Source organism: Mesorhizobium sp. CA8 (assembly GCF_020164955.1).
Taxonomy (GTDB): Bacteria; Pseudomonadota; Alphaproteobacteria; order Rhizobiales; family Rhizobiaceae; genus Mesorhizobium.
Map to the genome: position 1 here is coordinate 37,202 of NZ_JAIUHG010000006.1, position 14,604 is coordinate 51,805.

Annotated in this window: 11 protein-coding genes; 8 read left to right on the forward strand and 3 right to left on the reverse strand. The window is 65.0% G+C overall.

The features are described 5' to 3' along the window. Positions 1-49 precede the first annotated feature (49 nt). From ccmI to LB553_RS08740, 8 genes are all read left to right on the forward strand, one after another. Positions 50-1,186: a c-type cytochrome biogenesis protein CcmI gene (gene ccmI / locus LB553_RS08705; protein ID WP_224512352.1), complete on the forward strand. Its 1,137-nt coding sequence runs from the start codon at positions 50-52 to the stop codon at positions 1,184-1,186. A 4-nt stretch (positions 1,187-1,190) separates the two neighbouring features. Further along, positions 1,191-1,631, forward strand: coding sequence for a cytochrome c maturation protein CcmE (ccmE, locus tag LB553_RS08710; RefSeq protein ID WP_140845772.1), 441 nt, complete (start codon positions 1,191-1,193; stop codon positions 1,629-1,631). Between the two features lie 63 nt (positions 1,632-1,694). After that, positions 1,695-3,680: a heme lyase CcmF/NrfE family subunit gene (locus LB553_RS08715; protein WP_224512355.1), complete on the forward strand. Its 1,986-nt coding sequence runs from the start codon at positions 1,695-1,697 to the stop codon at positions 3,678-3,680. Continuing rightward, positions 3,677-4,141, forward strand: a complete 465-nt coding sequence (locus tag LB553_RS08720) for a cytochrome c-type biogenesis protein (protein ID WP_224512357.1) — start codon at positions 3,677-3,679, stop codon at positions 4,139-4,141. The genes LB553_RS08715 and LB553_RS08720 overlap by 4 nt, the downstream gene beginning before the upstream one ends. A 274-nt stretch (positions 4,142-4,415) precedes the next feature. Further along, the gene (locus LB553_RS08725; RefSeq protein WP_224512359.1) at positions 4,416-5,972 is read left to right on the forward strand and encodes a Do family serine endopeptidase; all 1,557 of its coding nucleotides are present in this window, start codon (positions 4,416-4,418) and stop codon (positions 5,970-5,972) included. 308 nt (positions 5,973-6,280) lie between these two features. Beyond that, a complete protein-coding gene (locus LB553_RS08730; protein WP_040991372.1) occupies positions 6,281-6,955 on the forward strand; it encodes a response regulator transcription factor in 675 nt (224 codons plus the stop codon). An 8-nt stretch (positions 6,956-6,963) separates the two neighbouring features. After that, positions 6,964-8,445 carry a sensor histidine kinase gene (locus LB553_RS08735; protein WP_224512361.1) on the forward strand — a complete coding sequence of 494 codons (1,482 nt, stop codon included), beginning with the start codon at positions 6,964-6,966 and terminating at the stop codon, positions 8,443-8,445. A 12-nt stretch (positions 8,446-8,457) separates the two neighbouring features. Next, positions 8,458-11,415 (forward strand): bifunctional [glutamine synthetase] adenylyltransferase/[glutamine synthetase]-adenylyl-L-tyrosine phosphorylase, encoded by a 2,958-nt coding sequence (locus LB553_RS08740; RefSeq protein WP_224512363.1) that lies wholly within the window; start codon positions 8,458-8,460, stop codon positions 11,413-11,415. 10 nt (positions 11,416-11,425) lie between these two features. Here LB553_RS08740 and LB553_RS08745 read toward each other — a convergent pair whose 3' ends face one another. From LB553_RS08745 to LB553_RS08755, 3 genes are all read right to left on the reverse strand, one after another. Then, positions 11,426-11,863, reverse strand: a complete 438-nt coding sequence (locus LB553_RS08745; RefSeq protein WP_224512365.1) for a hypothetical protein — start codon at positions 11,861-11,863, stop codon at positions 11,426-11,428. Further along, on the reverse strand, positions 11,860-12,120 hold the full coding sequence (locus tag LB553_RS08750; RefSeq protein ID WP_224512367.1) for a type II toxin-antitoxin system prevent-host-death family antitoxin: 261 nt from the start codon (positions 12,118-12,120) through the stop codon (positions 11,860-11,862). The genes LB553_RS08745 and LB553_RS08750 overlap by 4 nt, the downstream gene beginning before the upstream one ends. Before the next feature lie 80 nt (positions 12,121-12,200). Beyond that, a complete protein-coding gene (locus tag LB553_RS08755; RefSeq protein WP_224512369.1) occupies positions 12,201-14,522 on the reverse strand; it encodes a PAS domain-containing sensor histidine kinase in 2,322 nt (773 codons plus the stop codon). Positions 14,523-14,604: the final 82 nt, after the last annotated feature.

A 14,604-nucleotide genomic window follows, 5' to 3' on the forward strand; every position in this document is an offset into this window, starting at 1 on the left:
CACGCTGGTCGTGTTGGCAGGACAGGGCTCTGCCGTTATTGGAATGGGCATGCTGTTCTGGGTCATAGCCGCAATCCTCACGCTGGGCGCCAGCCTGGCGGTGCTGTTGCCGCTTACCGGCGGCATGAAAGGCGCGTCGCCGGCCGGCGATCACGATCTCGAAGTCTATCGCGACCAGCTGTCCGAGCTCGACCGCGACATGGCGCGCGGCCTGATCCAGCCCGGCGAGGCCGAGGAGGCGCGTGCCGAGATCGGCCGCCGCATCCTGCGTCTGGGCGCGGCTGTGCAACCGGGCGCCGCAATGCCCAAGCCCTCGCGCAGCGCCAGATGGGTCGCCAGCGTGGCCGTGCTTGCGGTTCCCCTGCTGAGCTGGGGGCTTTACGGCATGCTCGGCTCTCCCGATCTGCCTTCGCAGCCGCTTGCCGAACGTCTGGCCAAGAACCCGGCCGATTCCTCGGTCGACGAACTGGTCGCCCGCGCTGAAGCCCATCTCGCCGCCAATCCGTCGGACGGCAAGGGTTGGGACGTGCTGGCGCCGATCTATCTTCGGCTGCAGCGCTTTCCTGACGCCGTGACCGCCTACCGCAACGCCATCCGCCTCGACGGCGACAGCGCCGTGCGCCAGTCGGGTCTTGGCGAGGCGATCGCCGGCGCTGCAGGCGGCATCGTTTCGGCCGACGCTCAAAAAGCCTTCGAGGCAGCCCTGAAGCTCGATCCGGCCAACGCCAAGGCGAATTTCTACCTGGCGGTGGGCCTCGCCCAGGAAGGCAAGAAGGCCGATGCCGTTGCCACCTGGCAAAAGATGCTCGGCCAACTCGCGCCGGATTCGCCTTGGCGCAGCGCCGTCCAGCAGGCGCTTGTCGAGGCCGGGGAGTCCGCTGTCGCCGATGCCGCGCCGGCCAACGGCCCCGACGCGCAACAGGTGGAAGCCGCGCAGCAGATGTCGCCGCAGGACCGGCAGGCGATGATCGAGACCATGGTCGCCGGTCTCGACGGCAAATTGAAGCAGAATCCCCGCGACGAGGAAGGATGGATGCGGCTCATCCGTTCCTATGTCGTGCTTGGCAAGGCCGACCAGGCGCGCGACGCGCTCGGCCGCGCTGTCGCCGCCTTTGGCGCGGACAGTGAACAGGCCAAGAAATTCACCGCCTTCGCCGCCTCGCTCGGCGTGACGGCGACGGAGTAAGGCAATGACGCGCAAGCAGAAGCGGATGTCGGTGATCCTGGCGGGGCTGGCTTTCCTCGGTGCCGCTGCCGGGCTCACCTTCTATGCGCTGGGACAGAAGGCCTCCTATTTCTACATGCCGGCCGATCTCGCCACGGCGAGTGTGCCGCCCGGCCAGCGCATCCGGCTCGGCGGTCTCGTCGAGAAGGGCACCATCATGCGCGGGCAGGGCGCCACCGTCGCCTTCTCGGTGACCGACAAGCAGAAATCGGTCAAGGTCACCTATACCGGCATCCTGCCCGATCTGTTCCGCGAGGAGCAGGGCGTCATCACCGAGGGCGCCTTCGGCCCGGACGGCGTCTTCGTTGCCGACAGCGTCTTGGCCAAGCACGACGAGCGCTACATGCCGAAGGAAGTCGCCGACGGCCTGAAGGCCAAGGGCGTCTGGCAGGAAAGCACGAACTGATGAGCAGGTTCCGCAAAAGTGCCAAGCGGTTTTGCGGCCAGAACCTGCGGCAAAGGTGAACTAATGGTCGAAACCGGACATTTCGCGCTTGTGCTCGCCTTCGCGCTGTCGCTGGTGCAGATGATGGTGCCGCTCGTCGGCGCCCGCACCGGCAACCAGCGGCTGATGGCGGTCGGCGGTCCGGTCACGGTCACCGGCTTCGCGTTGACCGCACTGTCCTTCGCCGCCCTTGCAAGCGCCTATGCGGGCTCGGACTTCTCGGTGGCGAGCGTGTGGGAGAACTCCCATTCGCTGCAGCCGATGATCTACAAGATCACCGGCACCTGGGGAAACCACGAAGGCTCGATGCTGCTGTGGGTGCTGATCCTGACCTTCTTCGGCGCGCTGGTCGCCGTCTTCGGCAACAATCTGCCGGCGACGCTCAAGGCCAATGTGCTGGCTGTGCAAGGCATGATCGGCGCCGCCTTCTTCCTGTTCATCCTGGCGACGTCCAACCCGTTCATCCGCCTCAATCCGGCGCCGATTGAAGGCCGCGACCTCAACCCGATCCTGCAGGACCTCGGCCTGGCGATCCACCCGCCGATGCTTTATCTCGGCTATGTCGGCTTCTCGATCTGCTTCTCCTTCTCCGTCGCGGCGCTGATCGAGGGTCGTATCGACGCCTCCTGGGCACGCTGGGTGCGGCCCTGGACGCTTGTCGCCTGGATGTTTTTGACCGGCGGCATCGCCATGGGTTCCTACTGGGCCTATTACGAGCTCGGCTGGGGCGGCTTCTGGTTCTGGGATCCGGTCGAAAACGCTTCCTTCATGCCGTGGCTCGCGGGCACCGCGCTGCTCCATTCGGCGATCGTCATGGAAAAGCGTTCGGCGCTGAAGATCTGGACGCTGCTGCTGGCGATTCTGACCTTCTCGCTGTCGCTGCTCGGCACTTTCCTGGTGCGTTCCGGCGTGCTCACCTCGGTGCACGCCTTTGCCACCGACCCGGCGCGCGGCGTCTTCATCCTGTGCATCCTCACGCTCTTCATCGGCGGCTCGCTGACGCTGTTTGCGCTGCGCGCCTCGCGGCTGACGGCGGGCGGCCTGTTCCATCCGATCTCGCGTGAGGGCGCGCTGGTGCTGAACAACCTGTTCCTCACCACCGCCACGGCAACGGTGCTGGTCGGCACGCTCTACCCGCTGGCGCTGGAGGCGCTGACCGGCGGCAAGATCTCGGTCGGCGCGCCGTTCTTCGATCTGACCTTTGGCCCGCTGATGCTGCCGCTGCTCGCGATCGTGCCGTTCGGCCCCTTGCTTGCCTGGAAACGCGGCGACGCCATTGCCGCTTCGCAGCGGCTGATAGCGGCCTTCGCCCTGGCGATCGCCGCGATGCTGGTCACCGGCCTGTTCATCAACGGTGCCTCTGTCTTTGCCGCCCTCGGCGTCGGTCTTGCCGTCTGGCTGGTCGGCGGCGCGCTGACCGACCTTGCCGTCAAATCCGGCTTCGGCTCCGTGGCGCCGGCCGTCATGCTTCGTCGCTTCGCCGGCCTGCCGCGTTCCGTCTTCGGCACGGCATTGGCCCATCTCGGCCTCGGGCTGACCTTGCTCGGCATCGTCGGCACGCTCTGCTTCGGCACCGAGAAGATCCTCTCTATGCGCCCTGGCGAAACGGTGGAACTCTCCGGCCACACGCTGCGTTTCGAAGGGCTCTCCCCGCAGAAAGGTCCGAACTTCACCGAGGATCGCGGCCGCTTCCTGCTGCTGGGCGCCGACGGCAACGCCGATGGCGCGATCAACTCCGCAAAACGCTTCTACCCGGTGCGCCAGACGGTGACGACCGAGTCCGGCATCAGGACGATTGGATTGAGCCAGCTTTATCTGTCGCTCGGCGACGAGAACAATGACGGTTCGGTCGTCGTGCGCCTGTGGTGGAAGCCGCTGGTGACGCTGATATGGGGTGGCGGCTTGGTGATGATGGCGGGCGCGGCCATGTCGCTGCTCGACCGCCGCCTGCGCGTCGGCGCGCCGGCAAAGGGGCGAACACCGGCCGCAGCCCTGGCGGACCCGACATGAGGGCGAGGTTTTCACTTGCCTCGCTGGTCCTGTTGCTGGCGCTGTTTTTCGGCGGCGCGGCACAGGCGGTGAAGCCCGACGAAGTGTTGCAGGATCCTGCGCTGGAGGCGAGGGCGCGCGTGCTGTCGGAAGGTCTGCGCTGCATGGTCTGCCAGAATCAGTCGATCGACGAATCCGACGCCGATCTTGCCCGCGACCTGCGCATCCTAGTGCGCCAGCGCCTCGTGGCCGGCGACACCGACCAGCAGGTGATGGATTACGTCGCCTCGCGCTACGGAGAGTTCGTGCTCTTGAAGCCGCGCTTCAGCCTGCGCAACGCGCTTTTGTGGGGCACGCCGGTGCTCCTGCTTATCGCAGGTGGCATCTTCATCGTATTCAGCGCCCGCTCGCGCCGAACTGTGCCGGACAGCAACCTGAGCGCCGAGGAACAGGCGGCGCTGGATAAGATGCTGCGCGACTAGCGCCATCGCCGAGCTTGGCGATTGATCGCAACCGCCCTTGGCTATCGTGCGCTTGATGCTTTCGATCGTCTTGGTCCCCGATTCGACTGAGACTCGAGTTCGTTGGTACGGCGTTTGGTCATTTTGACCTCGTGATCCCGCGCATCGTCGCCAATCCCCAACATTACAAAACTTTCATGTAGTGGAAATGGCGCCGTAATGTGCGGCTCTCTAATTCTCTTGCCCGAGGATGCATCGCCTGAGTGCATCCCTTCGAAAGAGGAAACGAAATCCCATGAACATTGCCCCCAATTCATATTCCCGCACCCGAAAGCGCCTGATGGCCGCCGTCGCTTCCCTGGCCGTTGTCGGAACGGTCGGCGCGGGCGCGCTTGCCACCGGCACCGCCCCCGTGCTGGCCGATGCCGTGCGCGTCGAAGCTCCGCAGGTGCCGAGTTTCGCCGATGTCGTCGAGCATGTCTCGCCGGCGGTCGTCAGCGTCAAGGTCAAGGCCAAGATCCAGCCGACGGCCGACGACGGCTCGGACGATCAGGACGGCTTCGACAACCTGCCTGACAATCCGCAGCTGCGCCGCTTCTTCAAGGAATTCCGCGGCTTCGGCGACCAGGGTCCGGGTGGCCAGTTCGGCATGCGCCGCTTCAACCACCGCGACCATGGCAATGGCCAGCCGCGTCCGGTCGCTCAAGGATCGGGCTTCTTCATCTCGGAAGACGGCTATCTCGTCACCAACAACCACGTCGTCACGGAAGGCTCGGATTTCAGCGTCGTCACCAATGACGGCAAGGAGCTCGACGCCAAGCTGATCGGCACCGACCCGCGCACCGACCTTGCCGTGCTCAAGGTCGATGGCGGCGGCAACAAGTTCACCTATGTCGACTTCGCCGACGATTCCAAGGTCCGCATCGGCGACTGGGTGGTTGCCGTCGGCAATCCCTTCGGCCTTGGCGGCACTGTCACCGCCGGCATCGTCTCGGCCCGCGGCCGCGACATCGGCGCCGGCCCCTATGACGATTTCATCCAGATCGACGCTTCGGTCAACCGGGGCAATTCGGGCGGTCCGACCTTCAACCTCAACGGCCAGGTGATCGGCATCAACACCGCTATCTTCTCGCCGTCGGGCGGTAGCGTCGGCATCGCCTTCGACATCCCGGCCTCGACCGCCAAGCAGGTCGTCCAGGATCTGATGAAGAGCGGCTCGGTTCAGCGCGGCTGGCTCGGCGTCGAGATTCAGCCGGTCACCTCCGACATCGCCGAGTCGCTCGGCCTGAAGTCGGACAAGGGCGCGCTGGTCTCGAGCGCCCAGGATGGCGGTCCGGGCAAGAAGGCGGGCATCGTCGCTGGCGACGTCATCACCAAGGTCGACGGCAAGGACGTCGCCTCGCCGAAGGAGCTCGCCCGCATGATCGGCGCATTCGCGCCGGGCAAATCGGTCGATGTTACCGTCTGGCGCAACGGCAAGGAAGAAGCGGTCAAGGTCGATCTCGGCACGCTGCCCGCGAGCGACAAGCAGGCGTCGAACGACGACAGCAACAAGCAGTCGGCGCCCGCCGCTAAACCCGACACGCTTGCCGATCTCGGCCTGACCGTCACAAAGGCCGACAATGGCAAGGGCCTCGTGGTCACCGACGTCGATCCCGACAGCAACGCAGCCGACCGCGGCATCCAGCCCGGCGACGTCATCACCTCGATCAACTCGAACGAGGTGAACACCACCGACGATGTCTCCAAGGCGATGACCGATGCCGCAAAGGCCGGCCGCAAGGCCGTGCTGATGCAGATCACCCGCGACGACTCGAACCGCTTCGTCGCGCTGCCGGTCGGCAAGGGCTGACATCGACTTTCAGCTTTCCTCATGGCGGTATCAACACCCCCGAGCCGCCGTGGGGAAACATGGGGCCGAGCACGTAAGTCAGTCACCGTGTTTCGCTCCCGGCGGCAGCGGGTTTCCCATCACCCGCTGCCGCTTATCGCATGTCGCCCAAAAGTGGGCACCGGTTTTGGGATCACGACATGCGGAACGAAATGCTTGTCGCCAAAAAAGTGGTCGCCGGTTTGGGAAGAAGACATGCGACTAATGAGTGCAAGGCATGAAGAATGACTGCCCCTCAATCTTCCAATGAAATCGCGTATAACGGCTCCATGAAGATTCTCGTCATGGAAGACGATCGCGAGGCGGCGGACTACTTGCAGAAAGCCTTCGCCGAGGCGGGCCACACCGCGCATGTCGCCGGCGACGGCGAGACCGGCTTCGCGCTCGCCGATGCCGGGGACTATGACGTGATGGTGGTCGACCGTCTGATGCCGCGCCGCGACGGCCTGTCGGTGATCGCCGCCCTTCGCTCGCGCGGCAACACCACGCCGGTGCTGATCCTTTCGGCGCTGGGCGAGGTCGACGACCGCGTCACGGGCTTACGCGCCGGCGGCGACGATTACCTCACCAAGCCCTACGCCTTTTCCGAATTGCTCGCCCGCGTCGAGGTGCTGAACCGCCGAGCCAGCGCGCGCGAGTCCGAGACCGTCTACCGCGTTGGCGATCTGGAGCTCGATCGGCTGTCGCATTCGGTCAAGCGCGCCGGCCGCGAGATCACGCTGCAGCCGCGCGAGTTCCGCCTGCTCGAATATCTGATGCGCCATGCCGGCCAGGTGGTGACGCGCACCATGCTTCTGGAAAATGTCTGGGACTATCATTTCGATCCGCAGACCAATGTCATCGATGTCCATGTCTCGCGCCTGCGCGGCAAGATCGAAAAGGGCTTCGACAAGCCGATCCTGCACACGATCCGCGGCGCCGGCTACATGCTGAAAGGCGGCTAGGGAGCAAGATGGCTCTTTCCCTGCCGGCCATCATGAAGACGACGGCGGCCCGGCTTTCGGCGCTTTATCTTCTGCTTTTTGCGCTCTGCGCGGTGCTGCTCGTCCTCTACATGACGTCGCTGTCGGCGCGCATGTTGACCGCGCAGACGCAGGAGACCATCAACGACGAGGTGCTGGGCCTGGCCCGCGCCTATCAGCGCGGCGGCCTGCCGGTGCTGGTGCGCGTCGTCGAAGCCCGCTCGCGCCAGCCCGGCGCCAATCTCTATCTGATCGCCGATGCCAATGGCCAGATCCTGACCGGCAATGTCCAGAGCCTGGAGCCGGGGGTGATCGAGACCGAGGGCTGGACGACGGAGCCCTTCTCCTACCAGCGCTTCGGCGAGGGCGAGCTCGACCGGCTGCGCAGTGGAGCTACCGACCAGCCCGCACCCCAGACCGGCGACAGCGCCAATACTCCCCAGTCGACAGGGGAAAAGGGCCACAACGCGATCGCGCTGGTGCTGAGGCTGCCCAACCAGATGATCATGCTGGTCGGCCGCGACCTCGGTGAACCCGAGCGCTTCCGCGCGGTCATCAGCCGCGCGCTGACCCTGGCGCTCGGCATGATGGGACTTGGCGGCATTCTGATCTGGTTCTTCGTCGGGCGCGCCGCGCTGAAGCGCATCGACAGCGTCTCGGACGCAAGCCGTCGCATCATGGGCGGCGATTTGTCCGGACGGCTGCCGGTCACCGGCGCCGGCGACGAATTCGACCGCCTGTCGGAAAATCTCAATTCGATGCTGGCCAGGATCGCCATGCTGAACGAGGGGCTGAAGCAGGTCTCCGACAACATTGCCCATGATCTGAAAACGCCGCTGACCAGACTTCGCAACCGCGCCGAGGCGACGCTCGCCGGCCGGCACAAGATCGAGGATTACCGCCAGGCGCTGGAAGCCACGATCGCGGAATCCGACCAGCTCATCAAGACGTTCAACGCCATCCTGATGATCTCGCGCCTGGAGGCCGGCTATTCCTCGGAACAGACCGGCCCCGTCGATCTCGCCGCCACGGTGAGCGATGTCGTCGAGCTCTACGAGCCGGTGGCTGAGGAAGCGGGCGTCGCGCTGGAAGCGACCGCGCCCGAGGCGTTGACGATCAACGGCAACCGCGAGCTGATCGGCCAGGCGCTGTCCAACATCGTCGACAACGCCATCAAATACTCGACCGACGCTGCCGAGACGCCAAAAGTGCGGCTGGCGCTGGAGCGCGCCGGCAATGAGATCAAGCTTACCGTCACCGACAATGGCCACGGCATTCCCGACCACGCCGATCGTGCCCGGGCCACCGAGCGCTTCGTGCGCCTGGAAAAGAGCCGCTCGCAGCCGGGCTCGGGTCTCGGCCTCAGCCTGGCCAAGGCGATCATGACTTTCCACAACGGAAGGCTTGATCTTTTGCCCGCCAATCCCGGATTGTCCGTGGTCATGAGTTTCCCGTTGCGGGAGACGCATTGATGGCGCGGATAAATGGCGAATAAGAAAATCGAATCCGAATTCCGGCTTAGCCCCACGCTGGCACTCCGCCCTTTGGATGCGGAGCATGCCCGGCGCGAGTTGTCGGAAATCGCCGATGCCGCCGAGGAAGAGGGGCTTTCCCGCCTTGCTGCGTTCCTGACGGGCGAGGAGCCGCTGCAGGACCTGCTGGCGGCCGTCTTCGACCTCTCGCCCTTCCTGCGCGATGTCGCGCGCCGGCGGCCGGAAATTCTCGACACGCTGTTCGACCGGAAAATCGAAGCGCGGCTCGGCGCCATCGGCGAGGCGATCGGCGGCGCGGCCAGCGCGGATGACGCCTCCGAATCGAGCCTGATGATGGCGCTCAGGCAATGGAAGACCGAAGGGCATTTCCTGATCGCGCTGGCCGATCTTTCGGGTGAAGCGGAGACATCGGTGACGGTGCGCCGTCTCAGCGATCTAGCCGATGCCTGCACAAAAGCCGCCGTCGATTTCCTGCTGCTCGACGCGCACCGGCAAGGCAAGCTCAAGCTGCCGAGTCCGGCGGAACCGGCGAAGGGTTCGGGCTGGGTCCTGCTCGGCATGGGCAAGCTCGGCGCGCATGAGCTGAATTTCTCCTCCGATATCGACCTCGTCGTCTTCTTCGATCCGGAAGCGCCGGCCGTCATCGATCCACTCGACGCGACCGAGCTGTTCTCCAGGCTCACCCGTCGTCTCGTGCGCATCCTCCAGGACCGCACTGAGCATGGCTATGTCTTCCGCACCGATCTGAGGCTTCGCCCGGATCCGGGCTCGACGCCGCTGGCGATCCCCGTCGAGGCGGCACTTCGCTATTACGAGGCGCGCGGCCAGAACTGGGAGCGCGCGGCCATGATCAAGGCGCGGCCGGTTGCCGGAGACCTCGCCGCGGGCGCGGCCTTCCTCAAGGAATTGCAGCCCTATGTCTGGCGTAAATATATGGACTATGCGGCGATCGCCGACGTCCATTCGATCAAGCGCCAGATCCATGCCCACAAGGGCCATGGCGAGATCGCGGTGAAGGGCCACAACGTCAAGCTCGGCCGCGGCGGCATCCGCGAAATCGAGTTCTTCGTCCAGACCCAGCAGCTCATTGCCGGCGGCCGCTTCCCGGAACTGCGCGGCCGCGAGACGGTGCCGATGCTAGCAGCGCTCGCCGCGCGGGGCTGGATCACTGCCGACGCGCGCGACGCGCTCACTCGGCAATACTGGTTCCTGCGCCGCGTCGAGCACGCCATTCAGATGGTGGCGGACGAGCAGACGCATATCCTGCCGGAGGAAGACGAGGAGCTGAAACGCATCGCGCTGATGCTGGGATTTGCCGGCGAGGCGGAATTCACGCAGGCCTTCCGCGTCTCGCTGCAGCAGGTCGAGCGCCATTATGCGGCGCTGTTCGAAACCGCTCCGGAACTGTCGGCCGGCGTCGGCAATCTGGTCTTCACCGGCGATGTCGACGATCCCGACACGCTGCAGACGCTGCATCGCCTGGGCTTCCAGCGGCCGAGTGACATCTGCCGTGTCATCCGCGGCTGGCATTTCGGCCGCTACCGCGTCACGCAATCGGCCGAAGCCCGCGAGCGGCTGACGGAATTGACGCCGGCGCTGCTCAAAGCCTTCGGCCAGACGCGGCGCGCCGACGAGGCGCTGATGCGCTTCGACGAGTTCCTCGCCGGCCTGCCGGCGGGTATCCAGCTTTTCTCGCTGCTGCAGTCAAACCCGGCGCTGCTCAAGCTGATGGCGACCATCATGGGCGCCGCGCCGCGGCTGGCAGCCATCATCACGCGCCGCCCGCACGTCTTCGACGGCCTGCTCGATCCGGCATTGCTGACTGAACTACCGGACCGCGCCTATCTCTCGGCCCGGCTTGCCGCCTTCATCGAAGGCGACCGCGCCTACGAGGATGTGCTCGACCGGCTGCGCATCTTCGCCTCCGAGCAGAAATTCCTGATCGGCGTGCGCCTGCTTGCCGGCTCTATCGATCCGGCGCGGGCGGGGCGCGCCTTTTCCGATCTCGCAGACCTCACCATCGAGGCGGCGCTCAACGCGGTGATCGGCGAATTCGCGCTGCGCCATGGCAGGATCGCCGGCGGCAGGGTGGCGCTGCTCGGCATGGGCAAGCTCGGCAGCCGCGAGCTCACGGCGGGTTCGGATGTCGATCTCATCCTGCTCTACGACCATGATGCCGATGCCGAGGACTCCGACGGCGAGAAGCCGCTGGCGCCCTCGCATTACTACACCCGCATGACGCAGCGCCTGATCGCCGCCGTCTCGGCGCCAACGGCCGAAGGCGTGCTCTACGATCTGGACCTGCGCCTGCGCCCCTCCGGCAACAAGGGACCGGTCGCCACCCATATCGACGCGTTCAAGAAATATCAGCGCCAGGACGCCTGGACCTGGGAGCATATGGCGCTGGCACGGGCCCGCGCCATCGGTGGCGATGCTGAGCTCTGCGCCGAGCTCGAGACGGAAGTGGCGGCGGTGCTGGCGCAGCCGCGCGATGCCGCCATGGTGAAAGCCGAAGCCTCGGACATGCGGGCACTGATCGAGAAGGAGAAGCCGCCGCGCGACCTCTGGGACATCAAGCTGATCCCCGGAGGGCTCATCGATCTCGAATTCATCGCCCAGATTGCGGTCATCACCGGCAATGTCGAACCCGGCCGTAGGGTGACGGCGACAGCCGACATTCTGGCGCGGCTGGCCGCCGGTTTCGCAGGCGCCGATATCCGTGAAGAACTTGGCGAAGCCTACCGGCTGTATCTGGCGCTGACCCAGATGATCAGGCTTTGCCTAACCGGCGAGTTCCAGCGCGACGATGTCCCTCCGGGGCTTTCGGACCTGCTTCTAGCGGTCACCGACCTGCCGGATTTCGCCGTGCTGGAGGCACATCTCAAGGAGACGTCGCGGAAGGTCAGGAAAGACTTCTACCTTCTTCTGCGGGGTGCGGGAGGGCCCTGAGGTCGCGACACTAATCGGTGCGTTGCACGCGGCGGAGCTTGCGGCGCGCATGTGCCTGCAGAAGCCGATCGCGCAGATGAGCGTAGAAGCGTGGCGGCAGCATTCCATAGTGGAAGCGGAAGGGACTGCTTCCGGGAATTGGTCTGAGATCGAGCCCCGGCCAAAGGAAATCGTTGGTTTCGCTCACTACGACCCATGACGGCATATCATCGAGCCCAAGGTAAGCCTTGAGAGGCGCAGGCATTTCGACCACATCGGCAGGATCGGCCGGGAGGGAATGCGTGATCGGAACCACCGTGACGACTTCACGTCCCTCCACAATCCGACGTGCGGCTACAATCGCACACGGGCGGTTCTTGCGGCCCTCTTCGATGCCTTGCCTATGCTCGTCCGACCACAGGTAGGAATAGGAAATCACCAGGCCGGGAACAGGCTTGGACAGGCTCACGGCGTCCAGTCTTTGAGCATCTGATCCAGCTCGTCATGCTGGGAGGGCACCGCACTCTCGGCAATAGCCTTCAGCGTCTCATCGTCAAGTTCTTCGACGGGGCGGGCGACCCGGCCCTTGACCAGCACTTCGAACATCGCGGCCGAAAGAAGCACCGTGTGGGTCCGGCCATTTTTGGTTATCGCCACCGGCGCCCGCTGAGCGGCGTCCTGGAAGCGGCCCACATTCTGCTGGAATTCCGTCGATGTCACACGCATGGAAAGTCACCTCTTATCCAAAATAGATAAAATGGATAACTTTTTCAAGTTTGCTTCAGCCCGGTGCCGGTCGCTTCTGATCAAGCCGCCGCCTTCACCGCCGCTGGCGCCTTCTTCAGCGGAATGCGCACCGACACGATGGTGCCGACGCCTTCGGTCGAGCGGATCTTCAGCGCGCCGCCCTGCAGCTCGGCCAGGGAGCGCGAGATCGCGAGCCCGAGGCCCGAGCCGGTGTGGTTCTTGGAGAACTGGTTCTGCACCTGCTCGAAGGGCCGGCCGAGCTTGCTCAGCGCCTGCTTGGGGATACCGCAGCCATTGTCCTCGATGGTGAGCAGCAGCGCGCCCGAGGTGTTGCGCGCCCTGACCGTGATCTTGCCGCCCTGTCCGGTGAATTTCACCGCGTTGGAAAGAAGGTTGATGGCGATCTGCTTGATCGCGCGGCGGTCGGCGTAGACCCGCATCGCGTCGGCGATGCGCGTCTCGACATTGATCGACTTTTCCGCCGCCTGCAGTGAGATCACCCGCACCGTCTCCCTGATCAGCGGGCAGAGGTCGATCTCCTCGCGGTCGAGCGAGAACTGGCCGGCCTCGATCTTCGACATATCGAGGATGTCGTTGATGACGCCGAGCAGGTATTTGCCGCTGCCGTTGATGTCGGTCGCGTATTCCTCGTAGCGCTCCGAGCCGAGCGGCCCGAACAGGCCCTGCTGCATCAATTCGGAGAAACCGATGATGGCGTTGAGCGGCGTGCGCAGCTCATGCGACATGTTGGCGAGGAATTCGGATTTTGCCCGATTGGCTGCCTCGGCGCGCTCGGTTTCCTTCATGTATTTGCGGTTGAGCTCGACCAATTCGCTGGCGCGTTCCTCCTCGGCGCGGCGGGCGAGGCTGAGATCGTGGATCGTCGCCATCAGCCGGCGCTCGCTATCGACCAGCTTTTCCTGATGCAGCTTGATCTGGGTGATGTCGGAGCCGACCGAGACGATGCCGCCGTCGCGGGTCCTGAGCTCATTGACCTGCAGCCAGCGACCATCTGCGAGCTGGCGCTCGAAGCTGACGCCGCCCTGCGGCCCGTTGGCGTTGGCGAGCCGGCGCTCCGAGGCGAAGGCCAGCATCCGCTCCTCCACCGAGTCGCGGAGAATGCCGGGCACGACGTCGCGGTCCGACAGCCCATTGTCCTTCTGGAATTTCGAATTGCACATGATCAGCCGCTCGGCGGCATCCCACAGCACGAAGGATTCGTTGATGTTCTCGATCGCGGTCCTGAGCCGCATGTCCGCCGCTTCCGACCGGAGCGCCAGGTGCCGCTGCTCCGTGACGTCGACGGCGATGCCGATCAGCTGGATCTCCGGCGCTTCCGGATCGATCACCTGGGCGCGGGCCCGCATCCACACCCATTGTCCGTCGGCATGGCGCATCCGGAACACCTGGTCGATATGATCGATCTCGCGTTCGACGATGCGGTTGGCGAGCTCGAACAGGTCGCCATCGTCGGGATGGATGATCTCGTCGACCTCGCCGAAGGAAAGCATCGTGTCGCAGGGCTCGTAGCCCAGCATGTCGTACATCGAGCGCGACCAGTACATCTTGCCGCGCACCATGTCCCAGTCCCACAGGCCGCAGCGGCCGCGCACCAGCGCCATGTCGATGCGCTGATGCGCCTCGAGATAGATGCGATCCGCGGCCTGGGCACGCGCCGCCTGGCCGAAATAGGCGTACAGGATGACGATCAGCACGCCTGCCGTCAGCACGAACAGCGTAACGTTGAGCGACATCGACTTGCGCCAGCTGTCGAACACCGCTTCCTGCGGCACCAGCACGGCGGCTGCATGTTTGCGATCGCCGCCGAGGCTGACGGCGGCAAACCAGTCCTGTCCTGAGATGCTGACATCCATCACGCCGGCGCGGTCGCCGAACATGAACAGCGGCTGGCCGCCCAGCACGAGGCTGTCGAGCGCGCGGCCCTGCCAGCCCGTGGACAGCGGCGAGACGGCGATGACCTTGAAGTCGGCGTCGGTGATGGCAAGCACATGAGCGCGGCTCATGGCGCCCTGGCGGCTGGTGTTCTCCAGGAGGCTTACGGCGTTGGCACCGGCCGCGCTGGAGTCGGCGGTGACGGCCTGCGCCATCTGGCCGGCGCCCAGCGCCAGCACGGCCTTGACGTCGCGCTCGATCTCGTCATGCTCGTTCATCAGCGACACGAAGCGCAGCGCGGCGATGACGATCAGGAAGATAATGATCAGAGCCGGGATCGAACGGCGCAGCAGCGGCTCGGCGGCTAAGAGCCGCTGATAGGCTGGTTCGGCGATCAGGCGTGTATTGCCGGCAAGTCCATCGTTCCTTGCCTTGCGACGCGCAAAAGCCTTCCCTCCGGGCGCGCCCCACGCGTCCGCCTTGGCCATAAATGGCACTCCCCGATCTGCCGTATACTGGATGATCCGGATAAGCCGCACGCCCGAATCGCCATTAAAGAATCAAAGCCGA